The 18,819-nt window shown below is 58.0% G+C and carries 15 protein-coding genes; 3 read left to right on the top strand and 12 right to left on the bottom strand.

Features of this window, described 5'->3' with window-relative positions; translation table 11 throughout:
- Nucleotides 1-12 precede the first annotated feature (12 nt).
- The 12 genes from accD to leuC all read right to left on the bottom strand — a co-directional run bounded on the left by accD (nucleotide 13) and on the right by leuC (nucleotide 15,403).
- Nucleotides 13-867 (bottom strand): acetyl-CoA carboxylase, carboxyltransferase subunit beta, encoded by an 855-nt coding sequence (accD, locus tag ACXAD0_RS09065; protein WP_475088059.1) that lies wholly within the window; start codon nucleotides 865-867, stop codon nucleotides 13-15.
- 193 nt (nucleotides 868-1,060) lie between these two features.
- Nucleotides 1,061-1,888, bottom strand: coding sequence for a tryptophan synthase subunit alpha (gene trpA, locus ACXAD0_RS09060; RefSeq protein WP_475088058.1), 828 nt, complete (start codon nucleotides 1,886-1,888; stop codon nucleotides 1,061-1,063).
- A gap of 91 nt (nucleotides 1,889-1,979) precedes the next feature.
- Nucleotides 1,980-3,197, bottom strand: coding sequence for a tryptophan synthase subunit beta (gene trpB / locus ACXAD0_RS09055; RefSeq protein WP_475088057.1), 1,218 nt, complete (start codon nucleotides 3,195-3,197; stop codon nucleotides 1,980-1,982).
- Between the two features lie 83 nt (nucleotides 3,198-3,280).
- The gene (locus ACXAD0_RS09050; RefSeq protein WP_475088056.1) at nucleotides 3,281-3,895 is read right to left on the bottom strand and encodes a phosphoribosylanthranilate isomerase; all 615 of its coding nucleotides are present in this window, start codon (nucleotides 3,893-3,895) and stop codon (nucleotides 3,281-3,283) included.
- Nucleotides 3,896-4,007: 112 nt separating this feature from the next.
- Entirely contained in the window at nucleotides 4,008-4,904 is an 897-nt protein-coding gene (truA, locus tag ACXAD0_RS09045) for a tRNA pseudouridine(38-40) synthase TruA (RefSeq protein ID WP_475088055.1), read from the bottom strand.
- Between the two features lie 120 nt (nucleotides 4,905-5,024).
- Nucleotides 5,025-8,081, bottom strand: a complete 3,057-nt coding sequence (locus ACXAD0_RS09040; RefSeq protein ID WP_475088054.1) for a motility hub landmark protein FimV — start codon at nucleotides 8,079-8,081, stop codon at nucleotides 5,025-5,027.
- A gap of 190 nt (nucleotides 8,082-8,271) precedes the next feature.
- Nucleotides 8,272-9,291, bottom strand: a complete 1,020-nt coding sequence (locus tag ACXAD0_RS09035; RefSeq protein WP_475088053.1) for an Asd/ArgC dimerization domain-containing protein — start codon at nucleotides 9,289-9,291, stop codon at nucleotides 8,272-8,274.
- Between the two features lie 154 nt (nucleotides 9,292-9,445).
- A complete protein-coding gene (locus tag ACXAD0_RS09030; protein ID WP_475088052.1) occupies nucleotides 9,446-10,855 on the bottom strand; it encodes a hypothetical protein in 1,410 nt (469 codons plus the stop codon).
- An 82-nt stretch (nucleotides 10,856-10,937) separates the two neighbouring features.
- Complete coding sequence (asd, locus tag ACXAD0_RS09025; RefSeq protein ID WP_475088051.1) at nucleotides 10,938-12,053, bottom strand: aspartate-semialdehyde dehydrogenase; 1,116 nt, start codon at nucleotides 12,051-12,053, stop codon at nucleotides 10,938-10,940.
- A 102-nt stretch (nucleotides 12,054-12,155) separates the two neighbouring features.
- Entirely contained in the window at nucleotides 12,156-13,229 is a 1,074-nt protein-coding gene (gene leuB, locus ACXAD0_RS09020) for a 3-isopropylmalate dehydrogenase (protein ID WP_475088050.1), read from the bottom strand.
- Nucleotides 13,230-13,322: 93 nt separating this feature from the next.
- Nucleotides 13,323-13,970 (bottom strand): 3-isopropylmalate dehydratase small subunit, encoded by a 648-nt coding sequence (gene leuD / locus ACXAD0_RS09015; RefSeq protein ID WP_475088049.1) that lies wholly within the window; start codon nucleotides 13,968-13,970, stop codon nucleotides 13,323-13,325.
- On the bottom strand, nucleotides 13,970-15,403 hold the full coding sequence (gene leuC / locus ACXAD0_RS09010; protein ID WP_475088048.1) for a 3-isopropylmalate dehydratase large subunit: 1,434 nt from the start codon (nucleotides 15,401-15,403) through the stop codon (nucleotides 13,970-13,972). The genes leuD and leuC overlap by 1 nt, the downstream gene beginning before the upstream one ends.
- 131 nt (nucleotides 15,404-15,534) lie before the next feature.
- Between leuC and ACXAD0_RS09005 the strand changes: the two genes are divergently transcribed.
- The 3 genes from ACXAD0_RS09005 (at nucleotide 15,535) to ACXAD0_RS08995 (ending at nucleotide 18,801) form a co-directional block, all read left to right on the top strand.
- The gene (locus ACXAD0_RS09005) at nucleotides 15,535-16,425 is read left to right on the top strand and encodes a LysR family transcriptional regulator (RefSeq protein WP_475088047.1); all 891 of its coding nucleotides are present in this window, start codon (nucleotides 15,535-15,537) and stop codon (nucleotides 16,423-16,425) included.
- 125 nt (nucleotides 16,426-16,550) lie between these two features.
- Nucleotides 16,551-17,318, top strand: coding sequence for a TIGR04219 family outer membrane beta-barrel protein (locus ACXAD0_RS09000; protein WP_475088046.1), 768 nt, complete (start codon nucleotides 16,551-16,553; stop codon nucleotides 17,316-17,318).
- 229 nt (nucleotides 17,319-17,547) lie between these two features.
- The gene (locus ACXAD0_RS08995; protein WP_475088045.1) at nucleotides 17,548-18,801 is read left to right on the top strand and encodes a hypothetical protein; all 1,254 of its coding nucleotides are present in this window, start codon (nucleotides 17,548-17,550) and stop codon (nucleotides 18,799-18,801) included.
- Nucleotides 18,802-18,819: the final 18 nt, after the last annotated feature.

The following is an 18,819-nucleotide window of genomic DNA, read 5'->3' as shown; positions in this document are numbered from 1 at the left end:
CCCGGCAAGGGCTTAGGCGCCGCCGAGCTTACCCAGCAGGCGGCTGACGGTCTTACGCATATCTGCGCGCGGGATAATCATATCAATAGCGCCGTGCTCCAGCAGGAATTCACTGCGCTGGAAACCCTTCGGCAACTTCTGACGGATAGTTTGCTCGATGATGTTCGGACCTGCAAAGCCGGCGCGCGCGCCGGGCTCGGCCGCGTTGATATCACCCAACAATGCCAGAGAAGCGGAGACACCACCGTATACCGGGTCAGTCATGATGGAGATGTAGGGCACACCGGCCATTTTCATCTTTTCCAGCACCGCGGAGGTTTTCGCCATCTGCATCAGGGAAATCAGGGCCTCCTGCATGCGGGCACCACCGGTCGCGGAAAAGCAAACCAGCGGGATACGCTCTTCCAGCGCCAGCTGGGCAGCGCGGGTAAAGCGTTCACCCACCACGTAGCCCATAGAACCGCCGTGGAAGGCAAACTCAAAGGCGACCGCCACCAGCGGACGCCCTTCGAGGGTGCCGCGCATGGCGATCAGTGCATCTTTTTCACCGGTCGCCTTCTGCGCCTGGGTCAGGCGGTCCTTGTATTTTTTAACGTCCTTGAACTTCAGGCGATCCACCGGCAACACATCGGTTGCGAGCTCTTCGCGGCCGTCTTCATCGAGGAAAATATCCAGCCGACGGCGGGCACCGATGCGCAAGTGATGGTTGCACTTGGGGCACACATCGAGATTTCGCTCGAGTTCCGGCCGATACAGCATGGCGTCACATTTAACGCATTTTTTCCAAACACCTTCCGGCACTTTGCTGGCGCCAGGACGGCGCTCTGTGCGAATGACCGCGGGTACAATTTTTTCTAACCAGCTCATTTCGAATCCAATTCCCGATACTGTTGTCTGGTCACGATCTAAAACCTGACCGATGCGTTTCAGGGTGAGAATTAAAACACTATCGCTGCACTCAGACCCGGCCATTTCAGCCGGCAATTTCGGCTTTTCAGCCAAAGCCTGCCTGCCAGCCCGGATCCTGCCAACCAGTTCGCGGGCTGCATGCAACGACAGCTCAGCTATCCAGCTTCTCGCGGATTTCGCTGACAACACCGGCGAGGCTGGCCTTGGCCTGTGTGGCGTCTGCCGCCTCGCCGACGGCGCTCACCAGTACACTGCCCACTACGGCGCCATCGCCGTGTTCACTGGCAGCCTTCGCCGAGGCACCATCTTTGATACCAAAGCCAACGCACATCGGCAAATCGGTGTAGCCGCGGATCTCATCAAGCTTGTCGCGCACCGAGCCAAGGTCGAGATGCCCCGCCCCGGTTACGCCCTTCAACGAAACATAGTAAATGAAGCCGCTGGCCAAACGCGTAATTTCCTGAATACGTTCAGGACTGGTGGTCGGCGTCAGCAAGAAGATATTGCGCAAGTTCCGCTCTGTCAGCAAGGTGCTCAGGGGACCCGCCTCTTCTGCCGGCAGGTCTACAGTAAGCGCCCCATCGACCCCAGCCTCCAGCGCCGCATCGGCGAATGTCGCTCCGCCCATACGCTCGATCGGGTTCGCATAGCCCATCAGGATAACCGGGGTTTCGCTGTCCCGGGTGCGGAATTCACGCACCATCTCCAGGCATTTGCGCAGCGAAGCCTTACTGGCGAGTGCGCGTTCATGGCCGCGCTGGATCACGGGCCCTTCCGCCATCGGGTCAGAAAAAGGCACCCCCAGCTCAATCAGGTCCGCGCCGGACTCCACCAGTTGATGCATCATCGGTACGGTATTTTCGAGACCGCCATCGCCAGCCACGATGTAAGTCACCAGACCCTTACGGCCCTCTTCCCGCAACCGGGCAAATCGACGATCGATGCGATTTTCTTGTGAGGTATTGTTTTCTTGTGTCACTACATTTTCCCTGGACAGTCGCCGGTCCCTTCCGGCTTCCAAACTGGGCGGCAGCCATACAAGCACTGTCGCCCGGTTGCCAAATCCCCCGTTAAACGGAAATTCCGTCGATAGCGGCAACGGTGAAAATATCCTTGTCGCCACGACCGGACAGGTTCACCACAATGTTCTGCTCCGCAGGCAGGGTCGCCGCCAGCTTGAGGGCATACGCCACCGCATGACTCGACTCCAGCGCGGGCAGAATACCTTCTTTGCGCGTCAGCATACGGAACGCGCTGAGGGCTTCCTCATCATTGGCGTCGACATACTCCACTCGACCAATATCTTTTAACCAGGCGTGCTCAGGGCCGACACCCGGATAATCCAGGCCCGCGGACACCGAGTGGGTCTCGATAATCTGGCCGTCGTCATCTTCCATCAGGTAAGTGCGGTTGCCGTGCAGTACACCCGGAATACCGGCACTCAGCGGCGCCGCATGGCGCCCGGTTTCGATACCGTCACCACCGGCTTCCACACCGTACATCTTCACCGAAGTATCGGCGAGGAATGGATGGAACAATCCCATGGCGTTGGAACCACCGCCGACGCAGGCGACCAGGGCATCGGGCAATTGCCCGAACTGTTCGAGACTCTGGCGACGTGCTTCGCGACCGATCACGGAGTTGAAATCCCGCACGAGCTGCGGATAGGGGTGCGGTCCGGCAACGGTGCCAATAATGTAGAAGGTGTCATCGACATTGGTGACCCAATCCCGCATCGCTTCGTTCATGGCGTCTTTGAGCGTTTTGGAGCCGGATTCAACCGGCACAACCTCTGCACCCAGCAGCTTCATCCGATACACGTTGGGAGACTGGCGCTTGACGTCCTCGGCACCCATATACACCACACACTCGAGACCCAGTCGCGCGGCAACAGTAGCCGTTGCCACGCCGTGCTGGCCAGCGCCGGTTTCCGCGATAACACGGGACTTGCCGCTGTGCTTGGCCAACAGGGCCTGGCCCACCGTGTTGTTCACCTTGTGGGCGCCGGTGTGATTGAGGTCTTCGCGTTTCAGCCAGATGCGCGCGCCACCGGCCTCTGCCGTCAGGCGCTCGGCAAGGAACAGGGGTGAAGGACGGCCAACGTAGTGGGCCAGGTCGTAATCGAACGCGGCGACGAATTCAGGATCATCTTTCAGGCGAGAATACATCTCCTGAAGTTCATCCAGCGCGTCGATCAGGGTTTCGGATACAAAGCGCCCACCATAATCACCGAAATGCCCAGTGGCATCGGGAAAGTGAGAAAAATCCAGTTTTGATTGATCGCTCACACGACTGCTCCTTTTCCATTTCTGCACCCACGTGCCGACTCAAGGCTGGTTGTCACCAACCGGAGGCACGCAGGCAAAATCAACTATTTGACTGATCGGGCGGCTCGCACAAATGCCGTAACCTTGTCGGCGTCTTTGCATCCAGGTGCCATCTCGACACCCCCGCTGACATCCACACCGTCAGGTTGCGCCGTGCAAATCGCCTCCGCAACATTGTCCGCGGACAAACCGCCGGCAAGCACGATCGGGCGACCGGAGTTTTGCGGCACGCGTTGCCAGTCGAAGGATTCACCAGTACCACCGGGCACGCCAGGCTGATAGGCATCGAGCAGGAACCCGCGTGCGCGCGGGTGCGCCGCCATCTCTGCGTCGAGGTTCACATCCGGTCTCATCCGGATCGCCTTGATGTAAGGACGCTGAAATTGCTCACAGTATTCGGCGCGCTCCGCACCGTGAAACTGCAGCAGGTTTAGTGGCACCTGGGCCAGAACGCGTCTGACATCAGCCGGCTCAGCATCAACAAACAAACCCACCAGCGTCACAAACGGCGGTACAACCGCTGCGATATCAACGGCCTGTTCCAGGCTCACATTGCGAGGACTTCGGTGATAAAAAACCAGCCCCAGCGCGTCCACGCCAACGTCCGCCGCGTGACGGGCGTCGCCTGACCGGGTAATACCGCAGATCTTGACTTGCATGGTGATGGACAGCTGACTGGAAATTCAGAAAAGAAACAGCCAGCGATACTAGCAGATTGCGCCACCGCGCGGAATCCGCCCGCCCACCAAAAACGCCTTTGCTTACTGACTTTTACTCCGCGGGAGCACAAATGGATCCCAACGGGACCGGCACCAGCAGCGGCCCCGGCTCTTGGATGGGCAAGGTGAACTCGGGCGGGTATTGCACATCGACCAGATACAGGCCAAAAGGCGGCGCCGTCACGCTGGCCGCGCTGCGATCGCGAGCGGCAAGTACTTCGGCAACCCAGGAAGGATCCCGCTCACCCCGACCGATCGCCATCAGAACACCGGTGATGTTTCGCACCATATGATGCAGGAAAGCCGTCGCGCTCACTTCCAGCACAATCAGGTGTCCGACACGGGCAATATCCAGGCGGGTCAGTTCCCGCACCGGATGCTTCGCCTGACACTGGCTGGCACGAAAACTACTAAAGTCGTGCTCCCCCACCAAATGGGTCGCCCCCTCCCGCATCGCTTCCAGATCCAGCGGGTGCTGGGTCCAGGTGACCTCGCGGGCCGCCTGGGCTGAACGTGTCGGTGCACTGTGAATCAAATACCGATAGGTCCGCGAGCGCGCGGAGAAACGCGCGTGAAACTGCGCTGGCACCTCCATGGCCCAGCGCACACGCACATCGTCCGGGAGCCGCGTATTAACCCCCTGAACCCAGGCTTGCTGCGGACGGACGGCGCGCGAATCAAAATGGATGACCTGATTGGTCGCATGCACGCCGGAATCGGTTCGACCGGCACACACCAGTGTCACGGGTTCATTGGCGATGCTGGAAAGGGCCTGTTCCAGATGCGCCTGCACCGTCTTCGGCGAGTGCTTCTGCTTCTGGAACCCATGCAGGTCGGAACCACAATACTCAACTCCCAGCGCGTAACGTTTGACGCCCTCCGGCAGTGACTCGCCCGGAGGCACTTCTCCATTGGGTTTGTACTGATAGTCGGTTTTCCCTGGGTGCACGGCCCCGCTCCCTCTTTCCAGTCGATGGCCCGCCCCAAAGCGGCGGCCACTCTCAATTTACAACATTCAAAAAAAAACCCCGCATCGAGTGCGAGGTTTTTGTCGGCGTGGAGACCGCTGTTACGAGATTCGCTCCAGCAGCTCACGGGCACGCCCTTTGTGCTCGTCGCCACCCTCATCAACGACTTCGGCGAGGATGTCTTTCGCACCGTCCTTGTCACCCATATCCAGATAGGCCTGGGCGAGTTCAAGCTTGGTGCTGACCTCATCATTGCCTTCCAGCAGATTGAGCTCGGAGTCCAGGTCACCCTCGAGGTTAAAGCTGAGATCTTCGAGTTCAGCAGAAGACCCCGCTGCTGCCGGGCTGCTGCTCGCAGGCGCCTGGGCAACGGGCTGTTCAACGACATCGGTAGCCGCGGCCGCACCCTCTTCTGGCAGGTCGAGCGAGATACCATCCAGGTCGATACCGTCCAGATCCAGGCCACCCTCGAGATCGAGACTACCTTCCAGATCGAGATCGCCTTCCAGGCTTAGCTCATCACCGGCGGATTCTGCGACGGTCGGCTCCAGGCTCAGCTCGGCAGGTGCCTCGAAAGCGTCTAGAGACGGCGCTTCAACAGCAGGCTCTTCCGGTGTGGTCTCGAGCGCAATGTCACCCAGGTCCAGCGAGTCCAGGTCGAGCTGGTCACTGACACTGCTTTCAGCTGCAGCCGTCGGCTCCGATTCAGCCAGCGGCTCCAGATCCAGGTCAAAGTCCAGACCATTGTCTTCAGCGGCAGGTTCTGCAGCAGGCGCGGCGTCGGCATCCAGATCCAGGTCGAGCTCAAAAGTATCCAGGTCGCCGCCAGCCTGGGGCGCGGCAGACGTATCGCCCGCATCGCTTTCCAGGTCCAGGCTTCCGAGATCACCCAGGTCGCCCAGATCGAAATCGCCAGCGTCCGCGGCCGGTTCTGAATTCGCTGTCAGATCGGCGCCCAGGTCTCCCGCATCAAAATCCAGGTCCAGGGAGAAATCGCCTTCGGCTGCGTCATCGCTGCTCTCGATGGCACCGGTATCGACATCCATGGTGAGTTCGTCCAGCAGGCCGACACCGCCATCATCAAACTCGCTCGACGCACTGTCATCACCCAGCGCAGGCTCATCAAACGAGGAGCTCATTTCGTCCAGTTGCAGCGCTTCCAGGGATTCGCTGGAAAGCTCGCCAATCTCGCCCTGCTCAAAGGCCGGGGCGCCGGCAATGCTTTCGCGCAGACGCGCGGCACGGTCAATTGCCGGGCCATCGCTGACCGCGAGCAGCTGACGGTAGTGATCGTCAAACTTGGTGATTTCCTGCTGCTGTGCATACACCTCAAGCAGCATCAGGCGCGCGTCGACGTTCTGACCGTCGCGCTGCAAACCCAACAACAGCTTGCTTTCCGCTTCGCTGTGCTGACCGAGCGACAGGTGAATTTCCGCCTCGGACACCGGGTCTTCGGTTTCCACTTCGCCCAGCTCACCCAGATCGAAGTCGTCCGCGCTTTCCAGTTGTTCGCCACCTGCCACGAGATCTTCGGCAGAGTCTTCGATTTCAGGGGCATCCGCCAGCGCACGCTCTTGCGCCATTTCGGCTTCCAGCTTGCGCAGCTCTTCTTCTTCCGCTTTTTTGCGACGCCAGGACATAAAGCCCAGGAGACCCAGAAGCAGCGCGGCCAGGCCACCGCCGACCGCGTAGATGTTGTCCATCACGTGGTCGACAATCGACTTCTCCTCACGGGTCTGTACGACCACACGGGGACGCTCCGGCTGTTGCGGTGCCGCCTCGGTTTCTTCTGCGGTATCCGCAGCAACTTCGAGTTGCTCAGCCTCTTCCGCAACAGGTTCCTCTACTGGTTCCGCATCGGCAATGGCATCGTCTGCCTGCTCGGAGGCCTGCTGAACTGCGCGCAGCTCTTCGTTGGACACCTCAACGAGGCGTTCCATGGTATCGATTTCCTCGTCCAGCTCGGAGATACGTTCACGCAGCTCTTCGCTTTCCAGACGGGACTTGTCGAGTTCTTCTTCGGTGACTGCCAGTTCGCCCTCAAGCGCCTCGCTGTCTTCCGCACCAATGCCGGAGCCAGACGTTACCGACTCGTTGTCACCCGGCGCTGCCAGGCTGACACGGCCCTCAACGGTGCTGGCCACCTCAGCGCTCTCAACCACTTCACGGGCATCCAGCGGCGCGCCGGTTGCCAGATCATCGACACCAGTACCCGCACGCCAGCTGTCGTTTTGTACCGCTACCTGGGCAACTGCCTCACCGCGGTTAAGCGCACGGATTTCGACCTCTGACGGCAGACGCAATACCGCGCCTTTCTTCAGCAGGTTGATGTTGTCGTTGATGAACGCCTGCGGATTCAGACGCTGGATCGCCAGCATGGTCTGCTGCACGGTCATGTCGCGGCTTGGACGGGCCTGCAGGGCGATCTCCCACAGCGTGTCGTTGGAAGACACCGGACCATAGACGCTACCGGCCTGATCGACGTTTGATTCCGCCTGCGGAGACTGGGAACTATCCAGTTCCATTGGCTCTTCGTAGGCGGGCTCTTCATAAACTGGCTGCTCGGCCTCAACCGGCGCGGGCTCTTGCGCTGGTGCCGGCTCCTCCACGGGCTCCACTGGCTGTTGCTCAGGCTGGGCTGCCGGCTGTGGTTGAGCCACAGGCTGTGGCGCAGGGCGGGATACTGTCACCGGCTCCTGGCGCTGTACCTGCTGCCGCTCGCGCTCGGCCGCGCGAACCGGCTGCTGTGCCGCGGTACTGGAGAAGGCCGGCAAATCCATCAACAGGGTGTATTCACGCAGCAAACGGCCACTCGGCCAGCGGGTTTCCACCAGGAAGTTCAGGAAGGGCTCGCGAATCGGCGTTCGAGTGGACACCCGAACAACGGGATTGGGACCGGAATAATCCACCTCGAAGCGCAGGTCATTCAACGCATAGGAGCGATCCACTCCAGCACGCTCGAACTCTTCCGTTCCAGCGAGACGTACACGGATCTCACTTTCGCTCAGACCACGGGTCTGCAGCAGCGAAATCTCCGCATCGAGAGGCTGATTGAGGTTGGATTTCAGCTTGATCTCTCCGAGACCAAGCGCCAGAGCCGTGTTGCCACCCAGTGCGCTGACCATACCCACAGCTAGCGCCAGCTTACGCACACGCATATCCGAATCCCTTTATTGTTAGAATTCCTGGCACCTGTCGCAAAGGATACGAGCAGGCCAGGCTGTACAAAAAACGATCTTTATCGTGGCCATCTGCTCGATGACCCCCCGTCAATGGCGAAAGTTTCGCCATCCCCATACCGCTGAAAGTTAAGAATGAACCTTCACTATGGCGGCTAAGTATTAAATATCAGTGGGTTTTTAGCAATAACTGAACAATCTGTACACAGTTTATTGCGAGATCTTTCCGCAAATTGTCGGATGCTGCACAAAAATTAATCTGACGCCTGCTTAACAGGCTTTGACGCAACCTCCCGATCAAAGTGACGTCATCTCCGACCGACTCCTGCGCCGACGGCCTGTCACTCAGTTTGAGGCCGGTGCCATTGCGCAACAGGCCCTCGATCGTGGGCAGGTCGGCGTCCTCTTTCAGCACGACCCGCAAGTTGGCGAGCTGGCCATGGAATACCGAAGCGGTATTCACGCAGGCATCCACGGCGATCTCCTCTCCGAGCAACCGGCGCAGGTCATGCACCAGCGAGAGCTCCGCCAGGCTGTGACCACTGGCCAGCAAAGGCTGGGCAGAACTGAGTTGATTAAACGCCAGGCGATGGCCGACCTCAGGATCGATATCCGCCTCCTGGCCATTGAACATCTTGGCAGTCTGCGCGGCCATGGCGTCTACCGCCGCCTTGCCCAGCGCCGATACCGGCTGGTTCAGCTGCACCTCTACCCCCTGCAGCTTGGCGCGCAACGGCAATAACGCCTCTGCGACCATCGCAGCACCGGCGCCGGGAAGCGCCAGTACACGGCGATCCGATTCGGCAATCACACCGCTGTTCACCAGTGGATGCACAACCTCTGCAGTTTCATCGCCGCGGGTGACTTCCGCGGCATCGATTACCCAGGCGCCGGCGGCCTCTGCCGCTTCCAGTGCCGCCTGCCCCGCATCGCCGCCGCGCAGCAGCACGACGACCTGCTCCGGCGCATACTGAAACTGCTCCAGTGACTGCACCGTAATGTTGCGGTTGGCAAAGACCTGCTGGTCTACATCGCTATCGTCCGCCTCCAGCAATACCAGCTCACCAGGAGTGACGACTTTACGCTCTTCGAGGATTTCCAATAGCGGGGTAAACGCCGCTTCGTTGACGCCAACGATGACCAGTTGACGGGTGGATTCCTGCTCGGCAGCCGGACTTTGTTCAGACATGACTCGGGTATTCTCTGGGTGGGGATGGGTAAAAGCGGGGCGATTATACCTGCGCGCGGGCTGCGTGGAAGGGGCGTCATCAGCGGGGCGCTGCATCTAACAGGGCAATCACCTGATGATGCAGCAATCAAGGCGGCAGACCGCCGGGATTCATCTAGAGAAAGATACGGTGCGCTCCGCGATCCCCCTCCTCAAGGCCACGGAACTGGAGGGCCGGTCCCTGGCTGTCCAACTCCAGTGGCTGGCCCGTATAGGGGTCGCTGAATTCCACAGCGGACCGCATCTGGTCAAAATGCTCGGAAGACGCATCGTTCGCGCGCAACTGACGCAAGGTGACCGCTAGTAGGGTGGCGCGGCGCACCCCCTCAAGGTCAGCGCTCCGCGCTGCGTATTTCCCCCACTCAGGAGCGGCGCTCTGCACTAACAGTCGGCCCACCGGGTTGTACCAGAACCCATCAGTATCAAAGGGCTCCATCATCTCGATATCAGCGAGTTGCTCCGGCAAGTCCGCCGGGGAAACCGTGGTTTTATTTGACCAAGAGAGGAAATTCTGGCTTATCAGGTTAGTCGAGTGCTGAGGCTGAAACAGCGACATAAACAGACTCTCGGTCGCCTTGTCGACGAATGAATATGACGTATTCATCTCCAGCTCTGCATAACAATCATCGCCACACTCAGCAAGCATATCCACTATACCCTTACCGAAAGCCCACTCGCCGATCATCGCTCGCGCGAGAGAGACCTCTGCGGACGTAAATGGCTGTTGCCAAGATTCCGGTACCGCTTCTGCGCCCCCATCCGGCAACTCTTTCAAGATGGCATTGCCAACACGAAAGCTGCGTTCGATCGCAGCAGCGGCGATCATTTTACTTATCAGCAAATTACTCTCACGCATGACCATACGCCAGAATTCCATGTCTTTTTGCAATAGTGCGCGTAACGCTGCAATTTCCCCCGCTTCTGCCTTCAAACGCGCATTGACCAGCAGTAATTCCTGCCCATCCATGATCTTCGAATACTGAATGAAGGGCGCTGCCGGATCCGCGAAGACCATTTCCTGCCATTCCCCTAACCCGATCAGTTTCTCGTAGCGGGCAAGCTTCCAGGCATCCCGCTCCAGCCAGTGCAGCAGCTCACTCATTTCTACCGTCGTGAAAGGCGTGGGGCTCTCTTTGTCGCCCAGTGCATCTGCGACCAGCCTTTGCGCCTCTGTCCGCTCATCCCCTGGGGAATTTTCATTTTCGCCATCAAATGGCATCCCCTCAAAAATCCGCGGGAAAGGTGTAGCCATCTTTTCGCGCATCCACGCAGCACGTTCGCGGCCAACCGCCATCGGGCCCTGCCCCCGCGGCGCATCAAATCCGAAGGCGAAGAGCCATGCACTTTCCGAAGAAGGTATATCCGAAATCCGCGCGTATTCCTGCTCGAAGTGACGCGCTGCCTCAGAGGCAGGCCGATCATTCAGGTTCAAGAGCAGGAACAGCAGGTAAGTTGCGACGAGGAAAGCCAGAGGGGCCAGAAGGAGCCACTTGGCAGCAAATTTAGCGAAAGGGAAGAGGCGCATCGCCGATATCCTGAAGGTAATTTTATCCGCCAGCGTACCAGACGACGCAGGGGCCCTAAATGGGCCCCTGCATTACAGGCAATTACAGTTTGCCCAGCAAAATCAGCAGCACGCGACGCAGGGGCTCGGCGGCCCCCCACAGCAACTGGTCGCCCACAGTAAACGCATTCAGGTACTCGGGGCCCATGCTCAGCTTGCGCAGGCGTCCTACCGGAATATCCAGCTTGCCGGTTACCGCGGTGGGAGTCAGTTCCTGCACGGTTACGTCACGGTCGTTGGGCACAACTTTTACCCAGTCGTTGGCACTGGCAATCAGCTGCTCAACTTCTGCCAGCGGTACATCCTTCTTCAGTTTCACGGTGAACGCCTGGCTGTGACAGCGCATGGCGCCAATCCGTACGCAGGTGCCATCCACAGGCACCGTAGTATCTGTCGCCAGAATCTTGTTGGCCTCGACCTGCGCTTTCCACTCTTCGCGGCTCTGGCCGGACTCCAGCTGGGTGTCGATCCACGGCAGCAGGCTGCCGGCGAGCGGCGCGCCGAACAGGTCGGTAGGGAACTCCGCGGAGCGCATATCGGCCGCCACCTTGCGGTCGATATCGAGAATCGCACTGGCAGGGTTGGCCAACTCAGTCGCAACGCCATCGCGAATCGCCCCCATCTGGGAGATCAGCTCGCGCATATTCTTGGCGCCGGCACCACTGGCCGCCTGGTAGGTCATGGCGGTTACCCACTCGACCAGACCGGCCTTGAACAGGCCTCCCAGACCCATGAGCATCAGGCTGACCGTACAGTTACCACCGATAAAGTTTTTCACGCCTGCGTCGATACCGCGATCAATCACGTCGCGGTTCACCGGATCCAGCACGATAATCGCGTCGTCATCCATACGCAGACTGGAAGCCGCATCAATCCAGTAGCCGTCCCAACCCTGCTCACGCAGCTTGGGGAATACGTCCTTGGTGTAGTCGCCACCCTGGCAACTGACGATGCAATCCAGTGCGGCCAGCGCCTCAATATCATAGGCGTCGCCCAGCGGTGCAACTTCGCGACCAATCGCCGGTGCCTTACCACCCGCATTGGACGTGGAAAAGAACACGGGCTCTGCAATATGGGCGAAATCGCCCTCTGCCAGCAGTCGCTCCATCAGTACCGAGCCGACCATACCGCGCCAGCCGACAAAACCTACTTTTTGCATCTCAAAATCCTGTTGATCGAGTAATACCTGCACCCCGTTATGAAACTAGAGTGCAGGCGTCTTTTCATAAGACTCAGTGAATGATCCGCAATGGATCTTTCTTTACAGTGCGGCGACGACCGCCGCACCCATCTCAGCCGTCGAAACCTTCTGACATCCATCGGTATGGATGTCTCCGGTACGCAGGCCCTGGTCCAACACGGTACTCACCGCCGCCTCAATCGCGTCTGCCGCTTCTCCCATATCCAGGGAGTAACGCAGCATCATGGCCGCGGAGAGAATCGTGGCCAGCGGGTTGGCAATGCCCTGCCCGGCAATATCCGGAGCGGAACCGTGGCAAGGCTCGTACAGGCCAAATCCGGTTTCGTTCATGGAAGCCGAAGGCAACATACCAATGGAACCGGTCAGCATGGCGGCGGCGTCGGAGAGGATGTCGCCGAACATGTTGCCGGTCACCATCACGTCGAACTGCTTGGGCGCACGCACCAGCTGCATCGCCGCGTTATCCACGTACATATGGGACAGCTCCACATCCGGGTATTCTGGTGCCAGGCGATCGAGCACTTCACGCCACAACACGGTCACTTCCAGGACGTTGGCCTTGTCCACCGAGCAGAGCTTGCCACCACGCTTTTGCGCCGCCTCAAAAGCGGTGCGCGCAATACGCTCAATCTCGGACTCACTGTACACATAGGTGTTGTAGCCCTGCTGCTCACCGTTGGCGAGAATGCGAATGCCACGTGGCTCCCCGAAGTAAATACCGCCGGTCAGTTCGCGCACGATGAGAATATCCAGGCCGGCAACAACCTCTGGCTTCAGCGAAGAGGCGTCGGCTAGTTGTGGATAGAGGATCGCCGGGCGCAGGTTGGAAAACAGACCCAGACGGCTGCGAATTTTCAGCAGGCCTTTCTCCGGGCGAATATCGCGCTCCAGCTTGTCCCACTTGGGCCCACCCACCGCACCGAGCAACACGGCATCGCAAGCACCTGCGGCATCCAGGGCTTCATCGGTCAGCGGTTCGCCATGCGCATCGATAGACGCTCCACCAATCAGGCCCTCGGCAAACTCGAGATTCAGGCCAAACTTGGCGTCGACGGTTTTCAGGACTTCCACCGCCTGCTCAACGATTTCCGGGCCGATACCATCGCCCGGAAGGATCATAATTTTTTTGCTCACAACATTTTCCTGTTGATGCAGGCTGACCCGCCTGCAGAGTTTTTTGGGTTTGCCACGCGATTGCCTCAGCAAAAAACGCGCGGCAACCGAGCGTTACTTGACCGCGTCAAACAGCCACGGCGCCTGATCGCGACGCTTGTCTTCGTATGCACGAATGGCATCGGCATCTTCAAGTGTCAGGCCGATATCATCGAGACCGTTCAGCAGACAGTGTCGACGGAAAGTGTCGACTTCAAATTCGATGACGGTGCCATCGGGCTTGATCACCTGCTGCATTTCCAGGTCAATCGTCAGCTGATAACCCTTCTCGGCATACATTTCCTGGAACAGCTCTTCCACGATTTCCTCGGCGAGGACGATCGGCAGAAGGCCATTCTTGAAGCAGTTGTTAAAGAAGATATCGGCGAAGCTGGGTGCAATCACCGCGCGGAAACCGAAATCATCCAGTGCCCAGGGGGCGTGCTCGCGGCTCGAACCACAGCCAAAATTTTCCCGCGCCAGCAGGACCGATGCACCCTGGAAATGCTCATGGTTCAGCGGAAAATCCGGGTTCAGCGGGCGCTTGGAATGGTCCTGGCCTGGCTGCCCTTCATCGAGGTAACGCAGCTCATCAAACAGGTTCGGGCCAAAGCCGGAGCGCTTGATGGACTTCAGGAACTGCTTCGGGATGATCAGGTCGGTATCCACATTGGCGCGATCCATCGGCGCCACCAACCCTTTGTGCTGGTTAAAAGCTTTCATTAGTTGCTCTCCTTCTGCAGTTCGCGCACATCGACAAAGTGCCCCGCAATGGCCGCGGCGGCCGCCATGCTCGGGCTGACCAGGTGGGTACGGCCACCGTAGCCCTGACGACCTTCGAAGTTACGGTTGGAGGTGGAAGCACAGTGCTCACCGGCACCGAGTTTGTCGGCATTCATTGCCAGGCACATGGAACAGGAAGGCTCACGCCATTCAAATCCGGCATCGGTAAAGACCTTGTCGAGCCCTTCCTGCTCAGCCAGTGCTTTCACAGACTGGGAGCCCGGCACAATCAAAACCTGCTTGACGCTGTCCGCCTTGGTACGGCCCTTGGCCACTTCGGCGGCGGCACGCAGGTCTTCGATCCGCGAGTTGGTGCAGGAGCCGATAAACACACGATCGACGGGAATATCGGTAATGTTCTGGCCCGCCTCGAGCCCCATGTATTCGAGCGCACGCTCGATACCGGTGCGCTTGGTCGCATCGTTTTCTGCGGTCGGATCTGGTACCTGTGCACTGACCGGCAATACCATTTCCGGGGAGGTACCCCAGCTCACCTGCGGTTCGATTTCCTCTCCCTGCAGTACAACAACAGTGTCGAATTCGGCATCGTCGTCAGAGTGCAGATTGTTCCAGGCTGCAACCGCGCGATCCCACAGCTCACCCTTAGGCGCGTAGGGCTTGCCCTTCACGTAATCCAGAGTGGTCTGATCAACTGCACACATACCGGCACGGGCACCCGCTTCAATTGCCATGTTGCACACGGTCATACGGCCTTCCATGGTCAGGTTGCGAATCACTTCGCCACCGAACTCAATCGCATAGCCGGTACCACCCGCGGTGCCAATTTTGCCGATAATCGCCAGCACCACGTCTTTCGCCGTGACACCCGGACCCAGTTCGCCGTCGACGCGAACCAGCATGTTCTTCATCTTCTTGCCGATCAGGCACTGGGTGGCGAGCACATGCTCCACCTCGGAGGTACCGATACCATGGGCAAGCGCGCCCAGAGCGCCGTGGGTAGAGGTATGCGAATCACCACACACGACAGTCATACCCGGCAGGGTGGCGCCGGTCTCGGGACCAATCACATGCACGATGCCCTGGCCCGGATCGTTGATACCAAATTCAACGATGCCAAAGTCTTCGCAGTTTTCCTCCAGGGTCTGGACCTGCAGACGGGAAACTTCGTCGCGAATACCGGCGATACCACCTTCACGCTCGGCCTTCTCGGAAGGCACATTGTGGTCGGGTGTCGCTACAACGGAATCCGTGCGCCAGGGCTTGCGCCCGGCCAGTCGCAAGCCTTCGAATGCCTGCGGGGAAGTCACCTCGTGGATCAGGTGACGATCGATATAAATCAGGGCGGTGCCGTCATCGCGGCTCTTAACCAGATGGTCCTGCCAGAGTTTGTCGTAAAGCGTCTGCCCGGCCATGGCCATATCTCCTCTTATTTTGACGGCACCGAGTGTAGGGGCCACATTGCATAACATCAATTTATATTTATTATAAGATCGATTCCAAATAGGAATGACACTGACCACAGTGCCCCATCAATAGGAAAACTATGGAAATTCAATGGCTTAGGGCCTTTCTGGCAATCGCAGAGCAGGGCTCAGCGTCTGAAGCCGCGGAACATTTGCACCTGACCCAGCCGGCGGTCAGCAAGCGACTGGCGGCGCTGGAACAGCAGCTCGGGGCCCCGCTGTTTGACCGCATTGGCAGGCGCCTGCAACTGACAGATGCAGGCCGCGCCCTGCTGCCACGCGCGCGGCACATTCTCAACGAAGTCAGTGATGCCGAACGGGAACTGCGCGCACTGGGCGGCCAGGTCAGCGGCAGCCTGCGTATTGCCACCAGCCACCATGTGGGACTCCATCATCTTCCTCCCGTGCTGAAGGCGTTCAGCAACCGCTATCCGGACGTCGCGCTGGACATCGATTTCGTCGACTCTGAACAGGCCTACGAGGCCCTGATGGCAGGTGAGTACGAACTAGCGGTGGTGACCTTGGCGCTCAAGGAGTACCCCAGCCTGGATGCCCGCGTGGTCTGGCCCGATCCGTGTGTAGTGGTAGCTGCGCCCGAACACCCACTGGCACAAATGGTGCAACTCAGCCTTGAGAACCTTGCCGCCTACCCCGCAATCCTGCCAGACCTGAATACCTATACCGGCCGACTGATCAAACGGGAATTCGACGCACGCGGATTACGCCTGTCAGCGAAACTCGCCACCAACTTTCTGGAAACCATCAAGATGATGGCCGGCGTCGGACTGGGCTGGAGCGTTCTGCCGCGTACGCTCGTTGACGACAGCCTCGCCATATTGCCCGTTGAAGAGCTCCACATCGTGCGCAACCTGGGCGTAATCAGCCACCGGGCACGCACCATGAGTAACGCGGCAGTGGCCCTTCAGCAGTTATTGCTCGAAATTGCAGCAACATTTTCAAGAAAAAAATGACGCCAATCACAGTTTTCCGCATAATCTCGCGCGGTGTCATAGGACGTGAATAGATTAATAGTAAACTACACGCCAGTTACGACACTTCTGCCAAAGAGCGACAACATAAAGAAAGGGGAACTTCCATGAAGAAACTGAGCCTGGCCATTGCAATGGCCCTCGCTGCAACCAATGCGTCTGCAGATACCATCCTGGGCTTCGATGCCACTGCAGGTGTCTGGCAGCCGGCATACAGCGGCGCAATTGGTGTCGATGGGTTCGACATTGAGGAATTTGCCCCGGCAGAAGACAACATCACTTTTATCGCCGCCGCTCTGGAGCACCCGATTCCGCTGATCCCCAACATTCTGGTTGCCCACAGCAAGATTTCCACCAACGGTATGGCCTCTCTGGAAGAGGACATCGTCTTTAACGATGAAACCTATACAGCGGGCTTTGACGTCATTTCGGATATCGACCTGACTCACACCGATGCCACGCTGTATTACGAGATTCTCGACAACTGGGTCAACCTGGACCTGGGCCTGACCGCTCGCCAGTTTGACGGTGTCCTGAACCTCGAACAATCTTGCCCAAGTGACACCACTTGTATCGCCCAGAATATTTCAGAAGAAATCGAACTCAGCGGCGTGCTGCCGATGGTGTACGCCCAGGCGCGCTTCGATTTGCCTCTCACTGGCTGGTCCATCATCGCCCAGGGCAATGCCACCGGTTACAACGGTGACTCCCTGACTGACCTGACCGCCAAGGTACGCTGGGACTTCATGCCGGCCGTCGACTTCGCAATCGAAGCCGGCTACCGCAGCATGACACTGGAAGTGCAGGAACTGTCCGATCTACAGAGCGACCTCGAGATCAGCGGCCCTTACCTCGGCCTGAACCTGCACCTGTAATAGTTGCTGGTTGTACGATAGAAAAACGCGGCTACGCCGCGTTTTTTTATGCTTATTCCCCGATTACAATCTCTTTAGCGATAACTATGAAGATGCCAAAATTAGTCCTCGGTTTGTTGGCCCTACTCACCAAGACACCTGCCTCCCCACACCACAAGATCTTCTGCAAAGACAAGAACCAGTATTCCCTAGAAGAGCTCTTAATTTGGGGGTTGCTGGAAACTGGGTTGTGCTCACTTTTGATGCCGACCAAGGTAAAGCAAAGAATATTCGTGAACTGGACAATGGCTTCCGCTCAATCGACAACAGTCTGGCGGAATCCTTTTCAAGCAGCGCACAACGAGCAATCGAAAGCTCCGTTTACCGCCGAGAATTTTCCGGAAAAAACTGCCATATACTAATAGCCTTCGACACTACTGACGGACAAAAGCTCCCCTGGACACCCGCCAGGACAGCTGATGAAAAAGCGCGCTCCCTGTATGAGGACTACCTGCGCGAGATTGAGCCTTTCCCTGAAAAGGTAGATTCCGAAAAGGCCAAGGCTTATCTGAAAGAAGCTATCTCACTCGTGCCAGAGCAATCCGACTTTTCTCAGTTCCTACAGGTGCAGTACGCCCATGCATTTTTATTTGGGTACTTTGGCCATCTCGACTATCAAAAATTTGTCGATATAACCAACCGCAACCCAAATCCAAAACCCAGCGTAGTAAAGGCACTGGTAGAGGGGCTTGAGCACTCTATCGAGTCAAACCCCTCACTGGCACAGAAACACTACTCGGTAATGAGGCAGTATTGTCCCGATACGCCGTACCTTACCCCGGAACTGATTGACGAATCTGGCAATGCGCCCGCGAAACTATTGGTTTCCCTGGATTGCGTGGACTTCCAACTGTTCAAGCAGTCTGACGTGCTGGCAAATTACATCAGCTTTCTGGAAGAAATCGCCCCAACGGAGCTGCGTGATCAAAGGCTATTTGGCCTTAAAAACGTTGATCTATCCTGGCAAGAACTGGGCGCATTAACCGAAGCTGAATTAAAGTCAGTTCTGGCCCGGAAAATCCAAAGATACGACCGTACGAATCCATCCTCCCCACTCGAGACTCAGATCCACCTGTTTTCTAACAAAATGATGAGACAGCTTGGAACAATTCAAAACCTCAACCCAGCTCACCGAGCAAAGGACAGAGAAAAGAAAGTACGCATGACCAATCGCCTGCTTAAAACCAAAATGTCTCCCGAGCAGCGATCACAAATACACTGGATTTTGTTCAACTTGAGTTTCGCTCAAGAAGATCACGACGAGATGATACGCCACGTTGATATCGTGCTGGGCGACCCTGACATCCCCGAGGAATCCAAAAACTATGCACGCCAATTGGCCGCTCAAAGTCTATGGTCTGCCCAGCGCTACCGTGTGAGCCTCGCCTATCTAAGCACTCCAACGGAGTCGAAGGAAAATAGCGCCACCGTGGACGGCCAGTGACGACGGAAGCTCTCCCAT

The sequence above is a fragment of the Microbulbifer sp. ABF4_148 genome, from assembly GCF_056158985.1.
This window is presented reverse-complemented; position numbering and strand designations above follow the sequence as displayed.

Coding starts and splice junctions, on each gene's coding strand:
- ACXAD0_RS09030 (WP_475088052.1), bottom strand. CDS start 10,855: ATGCGCCTCTTCCCTTTCGCTAAATTTGCTGCCAAGTGGCTCCTTCTG.
- ACXAD0_RS09000 (WP_475088046.1), top strand. CDS start 16,551: ATGAAGAAACTGAGCCTGGCCATTGCAATGGCCCTCGCTGCAACCAAT.
- asd (WP_475088051.1), bottom strand. CDS start 12,053: ATGCAAAAAGTAGGTTTTGTCGGCTGGCGCGGTATGGTCGGCTCGGTA.
- accD (WP_475088059.1), bottom strand. CDS start 867: ATGAGCTGGTTAGAAAAAATTGTACCCGCGGTCATTCGCACAGAGCGC.
- leuD (WP_475088049.1), bottom strand. CDS start 13,970: ATGAAAGCTTTTAACCAGCACAAAGGGTTGGTGGCGCCGATGGATCGC.
- leuC (WP_475088048.1), bottom strand. CDS start 15,403: ATGGCCGGGCAGACGCTTTACGACAAACTCTGGCAGGACCATCTGGTT.
- ACXAD0_RS09040 (WP_475088054.1), bottom strand. CDS start 8,081: ATGCGTGTGCGTAAGCTGGCGCTAGCTGTGGGTATGGTCAGCGCACTG.
- ACXAD0_RS09050 (WP_475088056.1), bottom strand. CDS start 3,895: ATGCAAGTCAAGATCTGCGGTATTACCCGGTCAGGCGACGCCCGTCAC.
- ACXAD0_RS09035 (WP_475088053.1), bottom strand. CDS start 9,291: ATGTCTGAACAAAGTCCGGCTGCCGAGCAGGAATCCACCCGTCAACTG.
- ACXAD0_RS09005 (WP_475088047.1), top strand. CDS start 15,535: ATGGAAATTCAATGGCTTAGGGCCTTTCTGGCAATCGCAGAGCAGGGC.